Raw genomic sequence first — 21778 nt, forward strand, 5'->3', positions numbered from 1 at the left:
CCATGTCGAAGTTCTTTATCGATCGCCCGATCTTCGCCTGGGTGATCGCACTGGTGATCATGCTGGTCGGCGCCTTGTCGATCCTGAAGCTGCCGATCAACCAGTACCCGAGCATTGCACCACCGGCCATCGCCATCGCCGTGACCTACCCGGGCGCCTCGGCGCAGACTGTGCAGGACACCGTGGTGCAGGTCATCGAGCAGCAGCTCAACGGTATCGACAACCTGCGGTACGTGTCCTCGGAGAGCAACTCCGACGGCAGTATGACCATCACCGCCACCTTCGAGCAGGGCACTAACCCTGACACCGCGCAGGTCCAGGTGCAGAACAAGCTGAACCTGGCCACCCCGTTGCTGCCACAGGAAGTGCAGCAGCAAGGTATCCGCGTGACCAAGGCAGTGAAGAACTTCCTGCTGGTGATCGGCCTGGTGTCCGAAGACGGCAGCATGACCAAGGACGACCTGTCCAACTACATCGTCTCGAACATGCAGGACCCGATCTCGCGGACCGCAGGTGTAGGTGACTTCCAGGTGTTCGGTGCCCAGTACGCCATGCGTATCTGGCTCGATCCGGCCAAGCTGAACAAGTACCAGCTGACCCCGGTCGACGTGCGCACGGCTGTCAGCGCGCAGAACGTGCAGGTTTCCTCCGGCCAGCTCGGCGGCCTGCCGGCGATGCCCGGTACCCAGCTCAACGCCACCATCATCGGCAAGACCCGCCTGCAGACCGCCGAGCAGTTCGAGAACATCTTGCTCAAGGTCAACAGCGACGGCTCCCAGGTACGCCTGGGCGATGTCGCCAAGGTCGGCCTGGGTGGCGAGAACTACGCCATCAGCGCGCAGTACAACGGCTTCCCGGCCTCGGGCCTGGCGGTCAAGCTGGCCACCGGCGCCAACGCCCTGGATACCGCCAAGGCGCTGCGCAAGACCATCAGCGACCTGGAGCCGTTCTTCCCGCCGGGCGTGAAGGCCGTGTTCCCGTATGACACCACCCCGGTGGTCACCGAGTCCATCAGCGGCGTGATCCACACCCTGATCGAGGCGGTGGTGCTGGTGTTCCTGGTGATGTACCTGTTCCTGCAGAACTTCCGCGCCACCATCATCACCACCATGACCGTGCCGGTGGTATTGCTGGGGACCTTCGGCATCCTGGCCGCGGCGGGCTTCAGCATCAACACCCTGACCATGTTCGCCATGGTCCTGGCCATCGGCCTGCTGGTGGACGATGCCATCGTCGTGGTGGAGAACGTCGAGCGGGTGATGTCCGAGGAGGGCCTGCCGCCCAAGGAGGCGACCAAGCGCTCGATGGAGCAGATCCAGGGCGCCCTGGTGGGTATCGCCCTGGTGCTGTCGGCGGTACTGCTGCCCATGGCGTTCTTCGGCGGCTCCACGGGCGTGATCTACCGCCAGTTCTCGATCACCATCGTCTCGGCCATGGGCCTGTCGGTGCTGGTTGCGCTGATCTTCACCCCGGCCCTGTGCGCCACCATGCTCAAGCCGCTGAAGAAGGGCGAGCACCATGTGGCCAAGCGCGGCTTCTTCGGCTGGTTCAACCGCAACTTCGACCGCAGCGTACAAGGTTACGAGCGCAGCGTCGGTACCATCCTGCGCAACAAGGTACCGTTCCTGCTGGCCTATGCACTGATCGTGGTCGGCATGATCTGGCTGTTCATGCGCATCCCCACCGCATTCCTTCCGGAAGAAGACCAGGGCGTGCTGTTCGCCCAGGTGCAGACCCCGGCGGGCTCCAGTGCCGAGCGCACCCAGGTGGTGGTTGACCAGATGCGCGAGTACCTGCTCAAGGACGAAGCCGATACCGTGTCGTCGGTGTTCACCGTCAACGGCTTCAACTTCGCCGGCCGTGGCCAGAGCTCGGGCATGGCATTCATCATGCTCAAGCCATGGGAAGAGCGTTCGGCCGAGAACAGCGTGTTCAACCTCGCTACTCGCGCCCAGCAGCACTTCTTCAGCTTCCGCGACGCGATGGTGTTCGCCTTCGCACCGCCTGCGGTACTCGAACTGGGTAACGCCACCGGCTTCGACGTGTTCCTTCAGGACCGTGCCGGCGTCGGCCACCAGAAGCTGATGGAAGCACGCAACCAGTTCCTGGCCAAGGCCGCCCAGAGCAAGGTGCTCAGCGCCGTGCGCCCGAACGGCCTGAACGACGAACCGCAGTACCAGCTGACCATCGATGACGAACGTGCCAGCGCCCTGGGCGTGACCATCGCCGACATCAACAACACCCTGTCGATCGCCCTCGGTGGCAGCTATGTCAACGACTTCATCGACCGCGGTCGGGTCAAGAAGGTGTACATCCAGGGTGAACCCAGCGCCCGGATGAGCCCGGAAGACCTGCAGAAGTGGTACGTGCGCAATGGCGCCGGCGAGATGGTGCCGTTCTCTTCCTTCGCCAAGGGTGAGTGGACCTACGGCTCGCCGAAGCTGTCGCGCTACAACGGTGTGGAAGCGGTCGAGATCCTCGGTGCCCCGGCGCCGGGCTACAGTACCGGTGAAGCCATGGCCGAGGTCGAGCGCATCGCCGGCGAACTGCCTGCGGGCATCGGCTACTCCTGGACCGGCATGTCCTACGAGGAGAAACTCTCCGGCTCGCAGATGCCGGCGCTGTTCGCCCTCTCGGTACTGTTCGTGTTCCTGTGCCTGGCGGCCCTGTACGAAAGCTGGTCGATCCCGATCGCCGTGGTACTGGTCGTACCGCTGGGCATCATCGGTGCGCTGATCGCCACCAGCCTGCGCGGGCTGTCCAACGACGTGTACTTCCTGGTCGGCCTGCTGACCACCATCGGCCTGGCGGCGAAGAACGCGATCCTGATCGTCGAGTTCGCCAAGGAACTGCACGAGCAGGGCCGCAGCCTGTTCGACGCGGCCATCGAGGCCTGCCGCATGCGTCTGCGTCCGATCATCATGACCTCGCTGGCGTTCATCCTCGGCGTGGTACCGTTGACCATCGCCAGTGGCGCGGGCTCGGGCAGCCAGCACGCCATCGGCACCGGGGTGATCGGCGGCATGATCAGTGCGACCGTGCTGGCTATCTTCTGGGTACCGCTGTTCTTCGTAGCAGTGTCGTCGTTGTTCGGCAGCAAGAAGCCTGAATCCGACGCCACCCCTGAAACTACTCGTTATGAGGCTGGGCAATGACCAAGTCTTTGTTATCCCTGGCGGTGACCGCTTTCATCCTTGGCGGCTGCTCGCTGATCCCTGACTACCAGACCCCGGAATCGCCGGTGGCTGCGCAGTGGCCGCAAGGCCCTGCGTATTCCCCGACCGAGTCGGCCAACGTGGCTGCCGCCGAGCAGGGCTGGCGCCAGTTCTTCCACGACCCGGCGCTGCAGAAGCTGATCCAGACGTCCCTGGAGAACAACCGCGACCTGCGCGTCGCGGCACTGAACATCGACGCCTACCGGGCCCAGTACCGTATCCAGCGGGCCGACCTGTTCCCGGCGGTCTCGGCCAATGGCAGCGGCAGCCGCCAGCGGGTACCGGCGAACATGTCGCAGACCGGCGAGGCGGCCATCACCAGCCAGTACTCGGCGACGCTGGGCGTGAGTGCCTATGAGCTGGACCTGTTCGGCCGCGTACGCAGCCTGACCGAGCAGGCCTTGGAGACCTACCTCTCCAGTGAGCAGGCCCGCCGCTCCACGCAGATCAGCCTAGTGGCCAGCGTGGCCAACGCCTACTACACCTGGCAGGCCGACCAGGCTCTGCTCAAGCTGACCGAGGAAACCCTCAAGACCTACGAGGAAAGCTACAACCTCACCCGCCGCAGCAACGAAGTGGGCGTGGCCTCGGCGCTCGACCTGAGCCAGGCACGCACCGCCGTGGAAGGCGCCCGGGTCAAGCTGTCGCAATACCAGCGCCTGGTCGCTCAGGACCTGAACAGCCTGACCGTGCTGCTGGGCACCGGCGTACCGGCCGACCTGCCGGCACCGCTCAAGCTCAACGAAGATCAGCTGGCCGAAGTTCCGGCGGGCCTGCCGTCCGAGCTGCTGCAACGCCGCCCGGACATCCAGGAGGCCGAGCACCTGCTCAAGGCGGCCAACGCCAACATTGGCGCGGCCCGGGCAGCGTTCTTCCCAAGCATCAGCCTGACCGCCAATGCCGGCACCCTGAGCCCGGACATGGGCGGGCTGTTCAAGGGCGGCTCCGGCACCTGGTTGTTCCAGCCGCAGATCAACCTGCCGATCTTCAACGCTGGCAGCCTGAAGGCGAGCCTGGACTACTCGAAGATTCAGAAAGACATCAACGTCGCCAAGTACGAAAAGACCATCCAGACCGCCTTCCAGGAAGTCTCCGATGGCCTGGCCGCGCGCAAGACGTTCGAAGAACAGCTGCAGGCCCAACGCGACCTGGTGGCCGCCAACCAGGACTACTACCGCCTGGCCGAACGCCGCTATCGCATCGGCATCGACAGCAACCTGACCTTCCTCGATGCCCAGCGCAACCTGTTCAGCGCGCAGCAGGCGCTGATCAGCGACCGCCTCTCGCAGCTGGTCAGCGAGGTCAACCTGTACAAGGCCCTGGGTGGCGGCTGGCTGGAACAGACCGGCCAAGCCAACCAACAGGCCGCGGTGCAGTCGCCGAAAGGCTGATCGCCCTGCAATGCATCAAGCCCACCCTCGCGGTGGGCTTTTTCGTTTTTAGAGGGCTGCCCATTCGCCGCGGTGATTAAGGCCCATTACCCACGCACGGTTCCAGCTCCGATGGTCGGGCGCTATGCTCATGCCATGGCGGTTCATTCACGGGTAGCCCCGCTCCCACAGGGTGAGCCTGGAGCCACACAGGGAGGAACAACCATGAAAAGCCTCGTCGACCACCTGAGCCAATACGCGGCCTACCACCGCGACCCACGCAATATCGCCACCCATTTCATCGGCATCCCGCTGATCGTATTGGCGGTCACCGTCCTGCTGTCACGTCCCGGTTGGGAACTGGCCGGCATCTGGTTCTCGCCGGCACTGCTCGTGGCCGCCGCATCGGTGTGGTTCTACCTGCGTCTGGACCTGCGTTTCGGGCTGGTCATGGGTGCGCTGCTGGGGTTGTGCCTGTGGCTTGGCCAAGTGCTGGCAATACAGGCTACCGGGCTATGGTTGAGCGCCGGGCTGGGGGCGTTCGTGGTGGGCTGGATCATCCAGTTCGTCGGGCATTACTACGAAGGCCGCAAGCCAGCATTCGTCGACGATGTCAGCGGGCTGATCGTCGGTCCGCTGTTCGTCGTGGCGGAGCTGGCGTTCATGCTCGGGCTGTGCCCGGCGCTCAAGCGCGCGGTGGAGGCCAATGCCGGGCCGGTGGCGGTACGGCAGAAGAACGCCGCAGCCTGACAAGGCGGCACACGACTCACTCCTGCAACACACCTAGACTCACTGTAGGAGCGACCTCGTGCCTGATCGCGGCACGAGGCCGCTCCTACAGGGGATGCGTCATGTCCCGTCGAACACGCTCGATCGCCAGTGCCACTCGCCAGGCCTTCGCGCCTGCCGCTCATACCAAGGGATTGGTGTAGCAGACCTGCCTGCCCGAATCGACAACCTACCCAAACAGCTGGTGACACAAGTCCCGGCTGGCCGCCAGCAGGATCGGCAGGAAACGCTGCTCCAGTTCGCTGCGGGTAACCCTCCCCACGTGCGTGCTGACGTTCAGCGCCGCCAGCACCTGCCCCGAGGCGTCATAGATCGGCACGGCAATCGAACGCAAACCTTGCTCCAGTTCCTGGTCGACCACGCACCAGCCCTGGGCACGCACCTGCTGGATGCAGGCGAACAGTGACTCCGGGTCATGCAGGGTGCGGCTGGTACGGGGTTTGAGGTCGGCACGTTCCAGGTATTCCCGAAGGCTCGCATCGTCCAACGCCGCCAACAGGATCCGCCCCATGGAGGTGCAATAGGCCGGCAAGCGGCCGCCAACCGACAGATCGACCGAAATCAGACGCTCCACGGTGGCCGAGCGGGCGATGTACAGAATGTCGTCGCCTTCGAGGGTCGCCATGTTGGCCGCTTCGTGCAGTTGGTCGCTGATGCGGTCCAGGTACGGTTGCGCGGACACCGCCAGCGGCGTCGACGACAGGTAGGCATGCCCGAGGGTCAGGACCTTGGGCAATAGGGAATAGGTGCGCCCATCGGTGGTCGCGTAGCCCAGCTTCATGAGTGTATGCAGGCAACGACGCACCGCCGCCCGGGGGATCTCGGTTCGGTGGCTGATCTGGGCGATGGTCAGGTGACGCTTGCGCTCCTGGAACGCCTGGATGACCGCCAACCCCCGGGCCAGGGAGGTCATGAAGTCAGGGTCACCGGTGAACGCCTGGATGCGCTTGGCCGGTGAGGCCACGATCGGCGGCGCCAGCGCGGGCGCCGCAGGACGGGCCGGCTCCGGGTTGGTGGGGTCCTGGGCCTGGGTTTCTTCGCTCATGGCTTACCTCAAAAAAATCGCTCGCTTGTGCGATTATCGAACCAACGGCCGATAATCGCAATTGACCGCTGACACGTTTGCTTATACCTTTCTCCTGCCACATGTGGCTTCTTTGGAGAGACTGGTCAGGTACCCACCGTAGAAGTCCCCAGGCAACGGCCTCGCTAACCCCGAGGCCGTTTTTCATTTCATTGCAGTTTGTAAGAACTTTCGAGGCCACTGCGCCTCAAACTTTCAAGGCTTACCCAATTGTGAAACACGCCATGCGTAAACTTTGCAGTGGCTTGGTGTTGTCGCCTAAAGTAGGTAGCCATTGACTTGCGGGTTGCTATAATCGAGCCTGCTGGCCCGGACCGAACACTTCGGCATGGCCCTATCCGGCATCCCCTATCGAGTTCCCGCCAGCAAGCCACGTGCAGGGCCCAAGGCCTGTATCACTTTCCAGGTGTCCTGTTCCGTATTGAATACTGTCGCTACGACAACCTGTTCGCACTGGCGGCGTAGCCGTATGCATAACTTTGCATGACGAAGGCCAGCGCAAAACTTCAAACTATTCGGGTATGACTGTGACGAAAGAAGAACTGCGCGCGGAACTCGAGCGCCAGGCTGAACGTTACAAGGATGTTTACGGTGGCGAAGTCACCACCTATGCCGCGCAACCGGAACCGGAGCGCAAACCTTGGCGCAAGCGTGCCACGGTCCAAGACCAGGTCTTCGCCCAAGAACTGGAAAAAATGGAAAAGGAACTGCGCAGCGAAGACAGCTGACCCAGCCCCTCAAGGCACCGCGCACCCTTCGCCCTTGAGCAGTGGCACGCGTAGGCTTTTTTACCGAAAAGCCAGGAACGAAACGGAATCACACAAATTTAATACAAGCGTTTGAATCGTCAGGCGCGCGCAAAATTTGTGATTTTTCCGTTTATTTCGCAGGATTTAGCCGCCGTTAGCCATCGAAATCGGGCAGCAGCTGGCCTTGCGTTGCGCTTCGTGGCGGTCGACGGGGGCGTCATCGGTTCGTCGCGGGGGCATCGATTGCCAAGGTTTTCTGGCATAATCGCGCCCCCCTATGACCGCCAGACAACCTTCATGATCGAATTATTCAGCGGACTGGATGCGTGGGTGCTGGTGAGCTTGCTGCTCGCTCTGACCTTCGTGCTCGCATTCGAGTTCATCAATGGCTTTCATGACACCGCCAACGCGGTAGCCACCGTCATCTATACCAAAGCCATGCCGCCGCACCTGGCCGTGTTCTTCTCCGGCGTGTTCAACTTCCTCGGGGTTCTGCTGGGCGGTGTCGGGGTGGCTTACGCCATCGTCCACCTGCTGCCGGTCGAGCTGCTGATCAATGTGAACACCGGGCACGGCCTGGCCATGGTCTTCTCGTTGCTGGCCGCGGCCATCACCTGGAACCTTGGCACCTGGTACTTCGGTATCCCGGCGTCCAGCTCCCACACCCTGATCGGTTCGATCCTCGGCGTTGGCCTGGCCAACGCCCTGCTCAACGACATCCCGTTGGGCGATGGCGTCAACTGGCAGAAGGCGATCGACATCGCCCTGTCGCTGGTGGTCTCGCCGATGGCCGGTTTCGCCGTCGCGGCCCTGGTGCTGATCGGCCTGAAGTGGTGGCGCCCGCTGTCGAAGATGCACAAGACCCCCGAACAGCGTCGCAAGCTCGATGACAAGAAGCACCCGCCTTTCTGGAACCGCCTGGTACTGGTGATTTCCGCCATGGGCGTGAGCTTCGTGCACGGCTCCAACGATGGCCAGAAAGGCATCGGCCTGATCATGCTGGTGCTGATCGGTATCGTCCCGGCGAAGTTCGTCCTCGACCTGAACAGCACCACCTACCAGATCGAGCGCACCCGCGACGCCACGTTGCACATGAGCCAGTTCTACGAACGCAACGCAGCCACCCTGGGCGAGTTCCTGGCGCTGGGCAAGGCCAAGTCGACCGATCTGCCTGAGCAGTTCAGCTGCAACCCGCAGCAGACCGAGCCGACCATCGCTGCCCTGCAATCGTCGCTCAAGGGCGTGACCGATTACCGCGACCTGAGCGCCGAGAAGCGTGTCGAAGTGCGTCGCTACCTGCTCTGCCTGGACGACACCGCGAAGAAGGTCGGCAAGCTGCCGGGCCTGGAAAGCCGTGAAAAGGCCGACCTGGAAAAACTGCGCAAAGACCTGACCGCCACCACCGAATACGCTCCGTTCTGGGTGATCGTGGCCGTTGCCCTGGCCCTGGGCCTGGGCACCATGGTCGGCTGGAAACGCGTGGTCCTGACCGTTGGCGAGAAGATCGGCAAGCAAGGTATGACCTATGCCCAGGGCATGTCGGCGCAGATCACTGCAGCCTGCGCCATTGGCATGGCCAATATCTTCAGCCTGCCGGTGTCGACTACCCATGTGCTGTCGTCGGGCGTGGCAGGCACCATGGTCGCCAACAAGAGCGGCCTGCAAGGTGGCACGGTGAAAACCATCCTGCTTGCCTGGGTACTGACCCTGCCGGCCTCGATGGGCCTGGCCGCCGGCCTGTTCTGGCTGGCCTCCAAGGCGATCAGCTGAACGCTCCCGCTGTAATGGAAGAAGGCGCCTTCGAGGCGAATGCCAGTCAGTTAAGCCTTATCGGCTGCACGCCCATCGCCGGCAAGCCGGCTCCCACAAGTAACGCGTCAGCCTTGACCTGTGGGAGCCGGCTTGCCGGCGATGGGCGCGCAGCGCCCCGCGTCCTTAACTGACCGGCATTAGCCTCCGAGGCGCCTTTTCGTTCTTGCTCGTTACCGCCGTTTGCCTCCCAGCAACGACCCCATCAGCCCCCGCACCAACTGCCTGCCGAGCTGGTTGGCCGCCTGACGCACCGCCGACTTGATGGCTTGCCCCGCTGCGCTCTGCAGGAATTCGCCCGCCTTGTCGGCGAAGCTTTCCTCGTCGGCCTGCGGCTGCGGCGCCGGCTCCACCGGCTCGCCCTTGCGTGCCGTGAGCATTTCATATGCCGACTCCCGGTCGATCGGCTTGTCGTAGCGCCCGGCCAGCGGTGACCCAGCCACCAAGGCCCTGCGCTCGGCCTCGGTCAACGGCCCGATCCGCGACTGCGGCGGGGCGACCAGCACCCGCTGAACCATTTCCGGCGTGCCCTTGTCCTGCAAGGTACCGACCAACGCCTCGCCGATCCCAAGCTCGGTGAGCACACTGAGCGCATCGAACGCCGGGTTCGGCCGGAAGCCGTCGGCCACCGCCCGCAGCGACTTCTGCTCCTTGGCGGTGAACGCACGCAGCCCATGCTGGATACGCAAGCCCAGTTGCGCCAGCACCGCGTCCGGCAAATCTTCCGGCGACTGGGTGACGAAATACACACCGACGCCCTTGGAGCGGATCAGCCGCACGACCTGTTCCAGACGATCCTGCAGCGCCTTCGGCGTGCCATTGAACAACAGGTGGGCTTCGTCGAAGAACAATGCCAGCACCGGCTTGTCGGCATCGCCACGCTCCGGCAGTTGTTCGAACAATTCGGCCAGCAGCCACAGCAGGAAGGTCGCGTAGACCTTCGGCGCTTCATGCACGAGGCGGCTGGCATCGAGCAGGTGGATACGCCCGCGGCCGTCACCGTCCGGGCGCAACAAGTCTTCCAACTGCAAGGCCGGCTCGCCGAACAAGGCCTCGGCGCCCTGCTGCTCCAGGGTCGAGAGGCGGCGCAGCAACGCCTGGGTGGAGCCGGTGGTCATCAGCGCGGCATCGTCACCCAAAAGCTGCGGGTTGTCCTTCAGGTGCCCGAGCAGGGCCTTGAGGTCCTTGAGGTCGAGCAACAGCAGCCCCTCGCGATCGGCCACCTTGAACGCGGCGTACAGTGCTGCCTGCTGGCTGTCGGTCAGCTCCAGGAGGTTGCCCAGCAACAAGGGCCCCATTTCGCTGAGGGTGGTACGCAACGGATGGCCCGACTGGCCGGCGACATCCCACAGGGTGACGGGGTAGGCCTGGGGCCGATGGCCCAGCCAGGGCATGCCGGCAATACGCTCGGCCACCTTGCCCTGTGGCGAACCGGCCGCGCCCAGGCCGCACAGGTCCCCCTTCACATCGGCGGCGAACACGGCCACGCCGGCATCGCTGAAAGCCTCGGCCAGGTGTTGCAGGGTCACGGTCTTGCCCGTCCCCGTGGCACCGGCCACCAACCCGTGGCGGTTGGCCAGGCGCATGGCCTGGCCTACGGGCTGGCCATCCGTGCCCGCTCCTACAACGATTTGCGAAGAATCCGACATCTTCTTTCATCCTCTATTCAAGCTTTGCCGCGTAACGGCCGATACCCCTGGGTGATATTTCACTTCGAAAGACAGGAACAACCCGAAAAGGACCTGCGGGCATTGTTGCACTGTTTTCAAGCTGCCTTCGTGCGAACGACCCGATAAAAACCTTAGCGGACCACGCCATGAACAAAAGCCTTCGTTTCAGCCACAAGATACTCTTGGCGGCATCATTGATCGTGATAGTCGCCTTCAGCCTGTTCACCCTCTACAACGATTATCTCCAGCGTAATGCGATTCGCGACGACCTGGAGAATTATCTGGCTGAAATGGGCGAGTCGACGTCGACCACTATTCGCAACCTGTTCGACGGCCGTATCAAGTTGGTGGAAAACCTGGCACAGAACATCGCACACAATCCCGCCAATGCCGAAACTTTCATGGGCCAGCCGGCCCTGCTTTCCAGTTTCCTCACTGTCTACCTGGGCAAGGTGGACGGCGGCTTCAGCGTGCGCCCGGACTCGAAGATGCCAGATGGCTACGACCCACGGGTACGCCCCTGGTACAAGGACGGCATGAACGCCAATGGCGCCATGCTGACCGAGCCCTATATCGACCTAACCACCAACAAGATGGTCATCGGCATCCTCAGCAAGGTATCGGCCAATGTCGGCGTGGTCGGTGGCGACCTGGCCCTCGATGGCCTGGTGCAGATCATCAACTCGCTGGACTTCGGCGGCATGGGCTACGCCTTCCTGGTCAACGACCAGGGCAAGATCCTGGTGCACCCTGATAAAGAGCTGGTGATGAAATCGCTGGCCGACCTGTTCCCCGAGGGCACCCCGACGCTCTCCGGCGAGCTGACCGAGGTCCAGGCCAATGGCCAAGCCCGCCTGCTGACCTTCACGCCGATCAAGGGCCTGCCTTCGGCCAACTGGTACATCGGCCTGTCGGTGGACAAGGAAAAAGCCTTCTCCATGCTCAGCACCTTCCGCACTTCGGCGATCATCGCCACGCTGGTAGCGGTGGTCATCATCATCGCCCTGCTGGGCCTGCTGATCCGTGTGCTGATGCAACCGCTGCACACGATGACCCGCGCCATGGAAGACATCGCCGAGGGCGAAGGCGACCTGACCAAGCGCCTGCAGATCCATCAGCACGACGAATTCGGCATCCTCGGCACGGCATTCAACCGTTTCGTGGAGCGTATCCATGGCTCGATCCGCGAAGTGTCCTCGGCCACCGAACACGTCAACGAAGTGGCCCTGAGGGTGATCAGTGCCTCCAATTCGTCGATGGCCAATTCCGACGAGCAGTCCAACCGCACCAGCAGCGTCGCCGCCGCCATCAACGAACTGGGCGCCGCCGCCCAGGAAATCGCCGGTAATGCGGCCCAAGCGTCCCAGCACGCGACCTCTGCACGGCTGCTGGCCGAAGAAGGCCAGCAGGTGGTGGAGCGCAACATCGAGGCGATGAACCGCCTCTCGGACCTGATCGTCACCTCCAGCGCGCACATCGAGACGCTCAACCACAAGACCGTGAACATCGGCCAGATCCTCGAGGTGATCACCAGCATCTCCCAGCAGACCAACCTACTGGCACTCAATGCCGCCATCGAGGCTGCCCGCGCCGGGGAAGCCGGCCGTGGCTTCGCCGTGGTCGCCGACGAAGTACGCAACCTCGCCCACCGCACCCAGGAGTCGGCGCAGCAGGTGCAGGCCATGATCGAGGAGCTGCAGGTGGGGGCTCGGGAATCGGTCGAAACCATGGGCCAAAGCCAGCGCCACAGCCAGGACAGCATGGAGATCGCCAACCAGGCCGGCGAACGCCTGGACAGCGTGACCGTGCGCATCGGCGAGATCGACGGCATGAACCAGTCGGTGGCCACCGCCACCGAGGAACAGACCGCCGTGGTCGACTCGATCAACATGGACATCAACGAGATCAACATGCTCAACCAGGAAGGCGTCGAGAACCTGCAGGCTACCCTGCGCGCCTGTGCCGACCTGGAGCGGCAGGCCAGCCGACTCAAGCACCTGGTCGGCAGCTTCCGCATCTGATTCACCGCTCCCCTCCTGTAGGAGCGGCCTCGTGCCGCGAAAGGGCTGCAAGGCAGCCCCAGGATCCCAAGCCTATGGTCCCGACCGCTGTCGGTGATCGGCTCAAGACCCACGGGGCGCTTTGCGCCCCTTTCGCGGCACAAGGCCGCTCCTGCACTCAAGGCGCCGAACGCGTCACGCCTGCCCTGCCCGCCTCGAATCCCGATCGAACAAACTATCCTTAAGGAAGGTCAACCTTTAGGCGTGTCATCACGGCCATTACCGCCAGATGACAGACCCGAAGACGATCCCGGAGGGATGCTGATCGTGCACATCGCTGACATCACCATGTTCTACGCCCCAGCCAGCGGCGGCGTACGTACCTATCTTGATGCCAAACATCGCCGACTCGACGCCAGGCCAGGCGTGCGTCACAGCCTCTTGATCCCCGGCGCCAGCGCCAGCCACGCCAACGGCATCTACCAGGTGCCGGCACCGCCCTTGCCCTTTGGCAACGGCTATCGCTTCCCGGTACGCCTGGCCCCCTGGTGCAACGTGCTGCGGCGCCTGCAACCGGACCTGATCGAAGTCGGCGACCCCTACCTCACCGCCTGGGCGGCCCTCGAGGCGCGACGCAAGCTCGACGTGCCGGTGATCGGGTTCTATCACTCTGACTTGCCGCTGTTGGTCAGCAATCGCATGGGCAACTGGTTCACCCCCAATGTCGAGGCCTATGTCAGCAAGCTCTACGGCAACTTCGATCGGGTCCTGGCGCCCAGCCAGGTGATGGCCGACAAACTGTGCCGGCTCGGGGTCAAGGACGTGCATGTACAACGCCTGGGCGTGGACCTGGCCACCTTCAACCCCGAACACCGCGACCCCCACCTGCGCGCCGAGCTTGGCATCCCCGACACTACCCGCCTGCTGGTGTTCGCCGGCCGCGGCTCGCGGGAGAAAAACCTGCCGGTGCTGCTCGACTGCATGAGCCGCCTGGGTCGCCACTACCACTTGCTGCTGGTCGGTTCCAACATGCCCACCAACGTACCGGGCAATGTCAGCGTCATCGACCACTTTTGCCCGCCCCAGGAGGTCGCCCGCTTGTTCGCCAGCGCCGACTTGCTGGTGCATGCCGGGGACCAGGAAACCTTTGGCCTGGTCATCCTCGAGGCCATGGCCAGCGCCACGCCGGTGGTGGCCGTGCATGCCGGTGCCTTCGGGGAGATCGTCACCGACCAGTGCGGGCGCCTGTGCAGGCCCAACGACGGCCAGGCCATGGCCACCGCAGTGCGGGAAATTTTCGAGGCCGGTGTGCGTCGCCTCGGCGCCCAGGCCCGCCGCCATGTGGAACAGCACTACGCCTGGGACAAGGTGGTCGATGGCTTGCTCGCTCACTACCAGGCCGTGCTAGGCCATCAACCTCAGGTGCGGGCCCATGGTTGAAGCGGCCGCCGCGCCACGCAGCCTGATGCTGGTGCTGCACGACGTCGCGCCCGAGACCTGGCCGGATTACCAGCCCTTCGTCCAGGCCGTGGACCAGCTCGGTGGCGTGCCCATGACCTGGCTGGTGGTGCCGGATTTTCACCACCGCAACGCGCTGGCGCGCTCGCCGACCTTCTGCCGCCTGCTCGAACGGCGTCTGGCGCAAGGGGACGAACTGGCCCTGCATGGCTACTTCCATACCGATGACGCCCCGGTACCACGTAGCCCCGGCGAGTTCTTCATGCGCCGGGTATATACCCACGAAGGCGAGTTCTATGGGCTGGATGAAACCGAGGCCTTGCTGCGCCTGGAAGCCGGACTGGAGGTATTCCATCGCCATGCCTGGCCCGTGGCCGGCTTCGTCGCCCCCGCCTGGCTGATGAGCGAAGGCACGCGCCAGGCCCTGCGCCGGCTACCGCTGCGCTATACCAGCACACCGCGGCACCTCTACCGCCTGCCAGAATTTACCGCGATCGAGGCCCCCGGCCTGGTGTGGAGCGCTCGCAGCGCCTGGCGTCGTGGGCTGTCACGGATGGTCTGCGACTGGCAATGCCGGCGATGGCGCGACGCCGCCACCCTGCGCCTGGGGCTGCATCCGGTGGACATGCGCCATCGGGCCTCCCGCGACTATTGGCTGCACACCTTGCACGCCTTGCTCGAGCAAGGCCGACAGCCGCTGACCAAGTCCGCCTGGCTGGCGCGCCAGGCTGTCGCATGAACCGCCTGGGCTGGCTGGGGCTGGCGCTGCTGGTAGCCGTGTCGGTGCCGGCCCTGCTGGGCGGCGGCGACCTGCTGCCACGCCTGCAGGCCTTCGCCCCCGGGTTGATGGCGATACTGCTGGGCATGATCCTGCTGTGCTGGATGATCAATGCCCTACGCCTGCGTCTGCTGCTCGGCCAGCAGGGCGCCAGGCTCGGTCGGGTTCGCAGCCTGGGCGTGATCATGGCCACCGAGTTCGCTATCTGCACCACCCCGGGCGGCAGCGGTGGGCCCCTGACACTCATGGCTTTGCTGGCCCGCGAGCGTATCGGCCCGGCACACAGCGGCGCCGTGTTCGCCATGGACCAGCTCAATGACTTGGTGTTTTTCTTCTGCGCCATGCTGGCCATTGCCGGCTACGCCCTGTTTCACAGCCTGGGGCACACCCAGGAAAGCATGCTGCTGGGCAGCGCCTTGCTGCTGTGCTCGGCACTGGCCGGAGTCGTCACGCTGCTGCGCTATCGTCGCACGGTGATGCGTTTGAACGGGCGATTGCTATATCGGTTGGGCATGTCATACCGGCGTCGGCGGCGCTGGGCACGCAAGCTGTTGCGCTTCGTGCATGCCCTGGCGGACACCTGGCGCCTGCCCAAGCGAACCCTGGCGCTGGTCTTCACCCTGACCTGCGCGCACTGGAGCCTGCGCTACAGCGTGCTGTACCTGGTATTGCGGGGCTTGGGCGTGGAATTGTCGTGGATCCCCAGTTTCCTGGTGCAGATCCTTTCGCTCAGCGCAGGGCAGTTCAGCCTGCTGCCCGGCGGGGCGGGAGCGGCCGAACTGACCTCGGCCAGCCTGCTCGCGCCCCTGGTGGGCAGTTCGACAGCCGCCGCCGCGATCCTGATCTGGCGCGCGGTGACGTATTACTTCTATTTGATCGCGGGCGGGCCGGTGTTCGTCTGCCTGTTGGCGCGTCCGTTGCTCGAGCGCTGGCGTCGTCGGACGCGCTGAGTGTCATGGACCGCCCCCCTGTGGGAGCCAACTGCCTTGAGTTGCTTGCCCCGGTCCTATCGCTGACAAGCCAGCTCCCACAGGTACGGCGGTATCTCTGAAGACAGCGCAGGCCTTGTGGGAGCGGGCTTGTCCCGCGATTGGGCCGGTCTCCATATCACCATCGCCGGGCAAGAACCGCGCAATCCAAATCGCGGCGATGGCTATCAGTCGAACACCACGGTCTTGTTGCCATGCACCAGCACGCGGTCTTCCAGGTGATAGCGCAGGCCGCGCGCCAGCACCATCTTTTCCACGTCACGGCCAAACCGCACCATGTCCTCGATGCTGTCGGCATGGGTCACACGCACCACGTCCTGCTCGATGATAGGACCTGCGTCCAACTCCTCGGTGACGTAGTGGCAGGTGGCACCGATCAGCTTCACCCCGCGCAGGGCCGCCTGGTGATAAGGCTTGGCCCCGACGAAGGACGGCAGGAAGCTGTGATGGATGTTGATCACCTTCTCGGCGTATTCCTGGCACAGCTGCGGTGGCAGGATCTGCATGTAGCGGGCCAGCACGACCACATCGGCGCTGTGCTCCTGGACCAGGCGCGAGACTTCGGCGAAGGCCGGTTGCTTGTCCTTCGGGTCCACCGGGACATGGAAGAACGGAATGCCGTGCCATTCGACCATGCTGCGCTGGTCGTTATGGTTGGAAATCACGCACGGGATCTCGCAATCGAGCTCATCGGTGTGCCAGCGATGCAGCAGGTCGGCCAGGCAGTGGGATTCACGGCTGGCCATCAAGACAACGCGCTTCTTCTGTGCCGAATCGGTGATCCGCCAGGTCATGGAGAACTCTTCGGCGATCGGCGCGAACGCCTCGCGGAAGGCTTCGATGCCAAACGGCAGGGATTCGGCGCGGATCTCATGGCGCATGAAGAACCAACCACTCTGCTCATCGGAGTGGTGGCTGGCTTCGTTGATCCAGCCGTTGTACAAGGCCAGGAAATTACTGACTTTCGCCACGATGCCGACACGGTCGGGGCAGGCAATCACCAGTCGATAGGTGCGCATGAAGGAGACTCCGGAAACTTCGCAAAGGCGCACATTCTAGCGGTCCGCCGAAAAAAACGCAGTATCGATTGCCCCGGCCCTTGGCCGTGCCGCCGCGTGTCCCGCCGAGAAACGCTGTCGTGGGCGATATCTGTAGGAAATGATGAATTCACCAATCGATATGTAAAAATTTCTTAACCCAACGTCTGCGTTGTCGCACAACAATTAACAGTTCATTGTCCTTTTAATTGTTTACTTGCGAGTTTTGCCTGTCTATTATTGCACCGAACTGTTATCCCTAGAACATGCTACTCAAGGAACACTCCATGTCCCTGATCAACGAATACCGCGCCACCGAAGAAGCCATCAAGGAACTTCAGGCCCGCCTGGCCAACCTGTCCCAAGATGACAAGCTGAAGAAAGAGCTGGAATTCGAAGGCAAACTGCGCGCGCTGATGGGCGAATACTCCAAGTCCCTGCGTGACGTGATCGCACTGTTGGATCCAGAGTCCAAACTGAGTAAGGCGCCGCGCGGTGCCGTCAAGGCCACCGGCACCAAACGTGCCCGCAAGGTCAAGCAATACAAGAACCCGCACAACGGTGAAGTGATCGAAACCAAAGGCGGCAACCACAAGACCCTGAAAGAGTGGAAAGCCAAGTGGGGCGGTGACGTGGTTGAAAGCTGGGCAACCCTGCTGGACTAATTGTTGCCTAGGCAATACCCCTGAAAACGCCGGCCTATTGCCGGCGTTTTTTATTGGGCGGTCGCTACAACTGATACTGTGCTTTCAGTTGTTGGACATGGGTTCGCCACGCGTCCAACACTTGCCGCCCGGCATCGTCCGCCGCACTCCAGGCGCTCTGGCATGCCTGTTCGAAGTCACCCAGGGTATTCGGCGCCCCCAGGCGCGGGTCACTCAAGCGTTGCTGGCAGAACCGATGCCAACGTTGCTGTTCTTCTGCCGTCAGGGTCTCGGCAAAGTTCCTGGCACGGTAACGGAACAACAATTCCGGCATTCGCGGATCGTCGAACATCCAATGCCCCTGCCTCAACTGACGAGGGTCAAGGCTACGGACCTGTTCACACAATCGACGGTCCCGATCGCCCAGGAAACCGTCATACAGCTGCTGCTCTGGATCTTCACTGGGGGCAAATTCATCCCCCCTGTAAATAGCGTCCAGCTTGTCTTGCCAAAGGTGTTGCTGCCTGGCCAATTGTTCGCCGCGCTGTTGCACGAGGGTCATATCCAGGCCCAGCCTTTGCTGGTCGACAGGCCGTAATACCGACAACGGAGCGAGCACTGGGCAACGGTTAACCTGCACCAACTTCAGAGGCACGGGTAATTGTCCATCAGACAATTCGTCGCGCCGCGTATACAAACATTTTCGTAATGTTTCGGCGCTGTCCTGCAATAACGGCGCGGTGTCCAGGTGCAGGTCACATACAATCAGTGCGTTGCGATTTCGCGGATGCCAGGCCAGCGGCAATACCACCCCCAGGTAACCACGCTCCGCGGAAAAACGCCCCGACACATGCACCAATGGCTGCAGCAGGCGAATCTGTTCCATGACCTTGTGCTTGCTGCGCAGTTGGAACAACCAGTCATATAACCGGGGCTGTTTTTCACGAATCAGGCGCGCCAAGGCGATGGTTGCCCGCACGTCGGAAAGCGCTTCGTGCGCCTGACCATGGTCGATGCCGTTGGCCTTGCTGAGCAGTTCCAGGCGCAAGCTCGTGCGCCCGTCCTGTTGCGGCCAGACGATGCCCTCCGGGCGCAGCGCATAGGCGGTGCGCACCACATCGATCAGGTCCCAGCGGCTGTTGCCGCCCTGCCATTCACGCGCGTATGGGTCGAAGAAATTGCGGTAGAGGCTGTAGCGGGTGACCTCATCGTCGAAACGCAAGGTGTTGTATCCGGCGCCACAGGTACCGGGGCGTGCAAGTTGCTCATGCACACGGGTCATGAATTCGGCCTCGCCCAGGCCATTGGCGGCCAGCTGCGCGGGCGTGATGCCCGTCACCAGGCACGCCGCCGGGTGTGGCAGGATATCGTCACTGGGCCGGCAATACAGGCTGATGGGCGCTTCGATCTCGTTGAGCTCAAGGTCGGTGCGCACGCCGGCGACCTGCAGCGGACGGTCGCAACGGGGGTTGATGCCGGTGGTTTCGTAGTCGTGCCAGAAAATGCTGGAGCTCACGGGGTCTTCCTTTAACAAGGTCGACAGAGTCTAGCGGCCTGGCTGGCCAAATTCGAATGCCCGCTTCGATGCAGCGCGTTACCTACGCCTTATGCAGAGGCGTTCATGGGGCGAAAACTGAAGTAGTCACGCAGTGCCCGGACGAAGTCCTCGTACTCACGAGGCGGCTTGAGCAACATGAACCCTGCGTCGTAGTGCCCGGGTGTCTGATCTTCACGGCACCAGAGGCAACTGGCCGTCAGGTCGATGCATTGACTACCAGCTCCGGCCTGCGGCAGGCGCAACTGCAGCTCGAAATCCGGCCCCACCAGCACCGGCAACTGGCTGATCAGCATCATGCCGTCTTCAGAGGCGTTGCCCAGGTAGCCGATCGGCTGGTCGGTGTAGCGGTTGTAGACCTTGAGTACGCAAGGCAGCTGATGCCGTTCTATATGACGTTGGATAAACATGTGGCGAGGTCCGTACCTGATGCCAGGAAGACAAGGTACTGGCGGTGAACGTTACAACCATTAACAGATTAGCTCAGCACCTGTGGCTGTTTCGGTGAAAGCAAGAACACCTTGGTATTAACGCCAAGGTGTAGCTGCCGCCGGGCTCGCCAGTGCTGCCTCGCCCGGGCGGTAATGGCCCAGTTGCTCGAGGGTCTGCAGGCGCGCCTTGGCCCGATAGGCGTACTCGTTGTGCGGGTAGCGCTGGATCAGGTACTCGTAGGTCTGTGCAGCATCCACGTAGAGTTTCTGACGCTCCAGACACTGGCCGCGCAGCATCGAGACTTCGGGGTGGATGAATGGCCGGGCCCGGCTGGTGCGGTCGACCTGCGACAACTCCAGCATCACGCGCTGGCAATCACCACGGTCATAGGCGCGGTAGGCATTGTTCAGGTGATGGTCCATGGACCAGCGGGTACAACCGACGACACTGGCCGCCACGGCCAAAACGATCAGGGCTCGCATGGGGAATCTCCTTTGATGAGCAGGGTATCGGCCGGGCGCGGCAAATCTTCACACAGGCATGCAAGCATACCCCGGCCCGTTCAAATGCCACCCTGCCGAACACGGAGGTAGTGCAACGGAACAATGACTACAGCGATATACAGGAGTAGCCTTTCGCTGCGCTTCACTATAGGAGTCTGTGCATGACCATCCGCCGTACCAAAATCGTCGCCACCCTGGGCCCCGCCAGCAACTCGCCGCAAGTGATCGAACAGCTGATCCTCGCCGGCCTGGACGTGGCACGCCTGAACTTCTCCCACGGCACCCCGGACGAGCACAAGGCCCGCGCCCGCCTGATCCGCGAGATCGCCGCCAAGAACGGCCGCCATGTGGCGCTGCTGGGCGATTTGCAGGGTCCGAAGATCCGTATCGCCAAGTTCACCAACAAGCGCATCGAACTGAAGATCGGTGACAAGTTCACCTTCTCCACCGTCCACCCGCTGACCGAAGGCAACCAGGACATCGTCGGTATCGATTATCCCGACCTGGTCAAGGACTGCGGCGTCGGTGACGAACTGCTGCTCGACGACGGCCGTGTGGTCATGCGCGTCGAGACCGCCACGGCCGATGCCCTGCACTGCGTGGTAATCGTCGGCGGCCCGCTGTCCGACCACAAGGGCATCAACCGCAAGGGTGGCGGCCTGACCGCGCCGGCCCTGACCGAGAAAGACAAGGCCGACATCAAGCTGGCCGCGGAAATGGACCTGGACTATCTGGCCGTCTCCTTCCCGCGCGATGCCAAGGACATGGAGTACGCTCGCAAGCTGCGTGACGAAGCCGGCGGCACCGCCTGGCTGGTCTCCAAGATCGAGCGCGCCGAAGCCGTGGCCGACGACGAGACCCTCGATGGCCTGATCGCCGCCTCCGACGCAGTGATGGTCGCCCGTGGTGACCTGGGCGTGGAAATCGGCGACGCCGAGCTGATCGCCATCCAGAAAAAGATCATCCAGCACGCTCGCCGCAACAACAAGGCGGTGATCGTCGCGACCCAGATGATGGAGTCGATGATCCAGAACCCGATGCCGACCCGCGCCGAAGTCTCCGACGTGGCCAACGCCGTGCTGGACAACACCGACGCAGTGATGCTCTCGGCCGAAAGCGCTGCCGGCGCCTACCCGATCGAAGCGGTCCAGGCCATGGCACGCATCTGCCAGGGTGCCGAGAAGCACCCGACCAGCCAGAAATCCAGCCATCGCCTGCACACCACCTTCGAGCGCTGCGACGAAAGCATCGCTCTGGCGGCCATGTACACGGCCAACCATTTCCCGGGCGTCAAGGCGATCATCTCGCTCACCGAGAGCGGCTACACCCCGCTGATCATGTCGCGCCTGCGCTCGCACGTGCCGATCTTCGCCATGTCGCCGCACCGCGCCACCCAGGCGCGCGCCTCGCTGTTCCGTGGCGTGTACCCCATCGCGTTCGACCCGGCTTCACTGCCGGCGGACAAGGTCAGCCAGGCAGCCGTCGACGAGCTGCTCAAGCGCGGCCTGGTGGAGCAAGGCGACTGGGTGATCCTGACCAAGGGCGACAGCTACCACACTATCGGTGGCACCAACGGCATGAAGATCCTGCATGTAGGTGATCCGCTGGTCTGATTGCCTTCAAGGCCGCGCGACGGCCCCATCGCCGGCAAGCCGGCTCCCACAGGTTCGGCGATCGGCGTCGTCCCTGTGGGAGC

The 21778-nt window shown here is 63.1% G+C and carries 17 protein-coding genes and 1 pseudogene; 12 read left to right on the forward strand and 6 right to left on the reverse strand.

The window, feature by feature from the left end; all coding sequences use genetic code 11:
- The first annotated feature begins 2 nt into the window (after window positions 1-2).
- The 3 genes from ttgB (at window position 3) to IRZ56_RS07255 (ending at window position 5335) form a co-directional block, all read left to right on the forward strand.
- The gene (ttgB, locus tag IRZ56_RS07245) at window positions 3-3155 is read left to right on the forward strand and encodes a multidrug efflux RND transporter permease subunit TtgB (protein ID WP_196144326.1); all 3153 of its coding nucleotides are present in this window, start codon (window positions 3-5) and stop codon (window positions 3153-3155) included.
- Window positions 3152-4606 carry an AdeC/AdeK/OprM family multidrug efflux complex outer membrane factor gene (locus tag IRZ56_RS07250; RefSeq protein WP_196144327.1) on the forward strand — a complete coding sequence of 485 codons (1455 nt, stop codon included), beginning with the start codon at window positions 3152-3154 and terminating at the stop codon, window positions 4604-4606. The genes ttgB and IRZ56_RS07250 overlap by 4 nt, the downstream gene beginning before the upstream one ends.
- Before the next feature lie 204 nt (window positions 4607-4810).
- Window positions 4811-5335, forward strand: coding sequence for a DUF962 domain-containing protein (locus IRZ56_RS07255; protein WP_196144328.1), 525 nt, complete (start codon window positions 4811-4813; stop codon window positions 5333-5335).
- Window positions 5336-5543: 208 nt separating this feature from the next.
- On the opposite strand, the gene pcaR is transcribed toward IRZ56_RS07255, so the two are convergent.
- On the reverse strand, window positions 5544-6419 hold the full coding sequence (gene pcaR / locus IRZ56_RS07260; protein WP_230381285.1) for a pca regulon transcriptional regulator PcaR: 876 nt from the start codon (window positions 6417-6419) through the stop codon (window positions 5544-5546).
- Between the two features lie 566 nt (window positions 6420-6985).
- Between pcaR and IRZ56_RS07265 the strand changes: the two genes are divergently transcribed.
- Window positions 6986-7186, forward strand: coding sequence for a hypothetical protein (locus tag IRZ56_RS07265; protein WP_196144343.1), 201 nt, complete (start codon window positions 6986-6988; stop codon window positions 7184-7186).
- 318 nt (window positions 7187-7504) lie between these two features.
- Window positions 7505-8977 (forward strand): inorganic phosphate transporter, encoded by a 1473-nt coding sequence (locus tag IRZ56_RS07270; protein ID WP_196144329.1) that lies wholly within the window; start codon window positions 7505-7507, stop codon window positions 8975-8977.
- Between the two features lie 212 nt (window positions 8978-9189).
- Here IRZ56_RS07270 and IRZ56_RS07275 read toward each other — a convergent pair whose 3' ends face one another.
- Window positions 9190-10665 (reverse strand): helicase HerA-like domain-containing protein, encoded by a 1476-nt coding sequence (locus IRZ56_RS07275; protein WP_196144330.1) that lies wholly within the window; start codon window positions 10663-10665, stop codon window positions 9190-9192.
- Window positions 10666-10832: 167 nt separating this feature from the next.
- Between IRZ56_RS07275 and IRZ56_RS23455 the strand changes: the two are divergent.
- The 5 genes and pseudogenes from IRZ56_RS23455 to IRZ56_RS07295 form a co-directional block, all read left to right on the forward strand.
- Window positions 10833-11849 (forward strand): annotated as a pseudogene (locus IRZ56_RS23455) (cache domain-containing protein); the annotation flags it as partial.
- A gap of 93 nt (window positions 11850-11942) precedes the next feature.
- Window positions 11943-12707, forward strand: a complete 765-nt coding sequence (locus tag IRZ56_RS23460) for a methyl-accepting chemotaxis protein (RefSeq protein ID WP_416764456.1) — start codon at window positions 11943-11945, stop codon at window positions 12705-12707.
- Between the two features lie 297 nt (window positions 12708-13004).
- Window positions 13005-14126, forward strand: a complete 1122-nt coding sequence (locus tag IRZ56_RS07285; RefSeq protein ID WP_196144332.1) for a glycosyltransferase family 4 protein — start codon at window positions 13005-13007, stop codon at window positions 14124-14126.
- Window positions 14119-14883 carry a DUF2334 domain-containing protein gene (locus tag IRZ56_RS07290; protein ID WP_196144333.1) on the forward strand — a complete coding sequence of 255 codons (765 nt, stop codon included), beginning with the start codon at window positions 14119-14121 and terminating at the stop codon, window positions 14881-14883. Before IRZ56_RS07285 ends, IRZ56_RS07290 begins: the two co-directional genes overlap by 8 nt.
- On the forward strand, window positions 14880-15872 hold the full coding sequence (locus IRZ56_RS07295; protein WP_196144334.1) for a lysylphosphatidylglycerol synthase transmembrane domain-containing protein: 993 nt from the start codon (window positions 14880-14882) through the stop codon (window positions 15870-15872). Before IRZ56_RS07290 ends, IRZ56_RS07295 begins: the two co-directional genes overlap by 4 nt.
- A gap of 206 nt (window positions 15873-16078) precedes the next feature.
- Here IRZ56_RS07295 and purU read toward each other — a convergent pair whose 3' ends face one another.
- On the reverse strand, window positions 16079-16930 hold the full coding sequence (gene purU / locus IRZ56_RS07300) for a formyltetrahydrofolate deformylase (protein ID WP_196144335.1): 852 nt from the start codon (window positions 16928-16930) through the stop codon (window positions 16079-16081).
- 305 nt (window positions 16931-17235) lie between these two features.
- Here purU and mvaT point away from each other — a divergent pair, with 305 nt between their 5' ends.
- Window positions 17236-17613 (forward strand): histone-like nucleoid-structuring protein MvaT, encoded by a 378-nt coding sequence (gene mvaT, locus IRZ56_RS07305; protein ID WP_084855845.1) that lies wholly within the window; start codon window positions 17236-17238, stop codon window positions 17611-17613.
- Between the two features lie 64 nt (window positions 17614-17677).
- Here the strand turns inward: mvaT and sbcB are convergent, their stop codons facing one another.
- The 3 genes from sbcB to IRZ56_RS07320 all read right to left on the reverse strand — a co-directional run bounded on the left by sbcB (window position 17678) and on the right by IRZ56_RS07320 (window position 20061).
- Window positions 17678-19108, reverse strand: coding sequence for an exodeoxyribonuclease I (gene sbcB / locus IRZ56_RS07310; protein WP_196144336.1), 1431 nt, complete (start codon window positions 19106-19108; stop codon window positions 17678-17680).
- An 89-nt stretch (window positions 19109-19197) separates the two neighbouring features.
- The gene (locus IRZ56_RS07315) at window positions 19198-19557 is read right to left on the reverse strand and encodes a PilZ domain-containing protein (RefSeq protein ID WP_196144337.1); all 360 of its coding nucleotides are present in this window, start codon (window positions 19555-19557) and stop codon (window positions 19198-19200) included.
- Window positions 19558-19674: 117 nt separating this feature from the next.
- Complete coding sequence (locus IRZ56_RS07320; protein ID WP_196144338.1) at window positions 19675-20061, reverse strand: tetratricopeptide repeat protein; 387 nt, start codon at window positions 20059-20061, stop codon at window positions 19675-19677.
- 182 nt (window positions 20062-20243) lie between these two features.
- Between IRZ56_RS07320 and pyk the strand changes: the two genes are divergently transcribed.
- Window positions 20244-21695 (forward strand): pyruvate kinase, encoded by a 1452-nt coding sequence (gene pyk, locus IRZ56_RS07325; protein ID WP_196144339.1) that lies wholly within the window; start codon window positions 20244-20246, stop codon window positions 21693-21695.
- Window positions 21696-21778: the final 83 nt, after the last annotated feature.

The organism is Pseudomonas guariconensis, from assembly GCF_015680235.1.
Taxonomy (GTDB): Bacteria; Pseudomonadota; Gammaproteobacteria; order Pseudomonadales; family Pseudomonadaceae; genus Aquipseudomonas; species Aquipseudomonas guariconensis_A.

What these genes read in the sequence shown, in the direction of transcription:
- ttgB (WP_196144326.1), top strand. Translation starts at nt 3, where the DNA reads ATGTCGAAGTTCTTTATCGATCGCCCGATCTTCGCCTGGGTGATCGCA.
- IRZ56_RS07250 (WP_196144327.1), top strand. Translation starts at nt 3,152, where the DNA reads ATGACCAAGTCTTTGTTATCCCTGGCGGTGACCGCTTTCATCCTTGGC.
- IRZ56_RS07255 (WP_196144328.1), top strand. Translation starts at nt 4,811, where the DNA reads ATGAAAAGCCTCGTCGACCACCTGAGCCAATACGCGGCCTACCACCGC.
- pcaR (WP_230381285.1), bottom strand. Translation starts at nt 6,419, where the DNA reads ATGAGCGAAGAAACCCAGGCCCAGGACCCCACCAACCCGGAGCCGGCC.
- IRZ56_RS07270 (WP_196144329.1), top strand. Translation starts at nt 7,505, where the DNA reads ATGATCGAATTATTCAGCGGACTGGATGCGTGGGTGCTGGTGAGCTTG.
- IRZ56_RS07275 (WP_196144330.1), bottom strand. Translation starts at nt 10,665, where the DNA reads ATGTCGGATTCTTCGCAAATCGTTGTAGGAGCGGGCACGGATGGCCAG.
- IRZ56_RS23460 (WP_416764456.1), top strand. Translation starts at nt 11,943, where the DNA reads ATGGCCAATTCCGACGAGCAGTCCAACCGCACCAGCAGCGTCGCCGCC.
- IRZ56_RS07285 (WP_196144332.1), top strand. Translation starts at nt 13,005, where the DNA reads ATGCTGATCGTGCACATCGCTGACATCACCATGTTCTACGCCCCAGCC.
- IRZ56_RS07290 (WP_196144333.1), top strand. Translation starts at nt 14,119, where the DNA reads ATGGTTGAAGCGGCCGCCGCGCCACGCAGCCTGATGCTGGTGCTGCAC.
- IRZ56_RS07295 (WP_196144334.1), top strand. Translation starts at nt 14,880, where the DNA reads ATGAACCGCCTGGGCTGGCTGGGGCTGGCGCTGCTGGTAGCCGTGTCG.
- purU (WP_196144335.1), bottom strand. Translation starts at nt 16,930, where the DNA reads ATGCGCACCTATCGACTGGTGATTGCCTGCCCCGACCGTGTCGGCATC.
- mvaT (WP_084855845.1), top strand. Translation starts at nt 17,236, where the DNA reads ATGTCCCTGATCAACGAATACCGCGCCACCGAAGAAGCCATCAAGGAA.
- IRZ56_RS07315 (WP_196144337.1), bottom strand. Translation starts at nt 19,557, where the DNA reads ATGTTTATCCAACGTCATATAGAACGGCATCAGCTGCCTTGCGTACTC.
- IRZ56_RS07320 (WP_196144338.1), bottom strand. Translation starts at nt 20,061, where the DNA reads ATGCGAGCCCTGATCGTTTTGGCCGTGGCGGCCAGTGTCGTCGGTTGT.
- pyk (WP_196144339.1), top strand. Translation starts at nt 20,244, where the DNA reads ATGACCATCCGCCGTACCAAAATCGTCGCCACCCTGGGCCCCGCCAGC.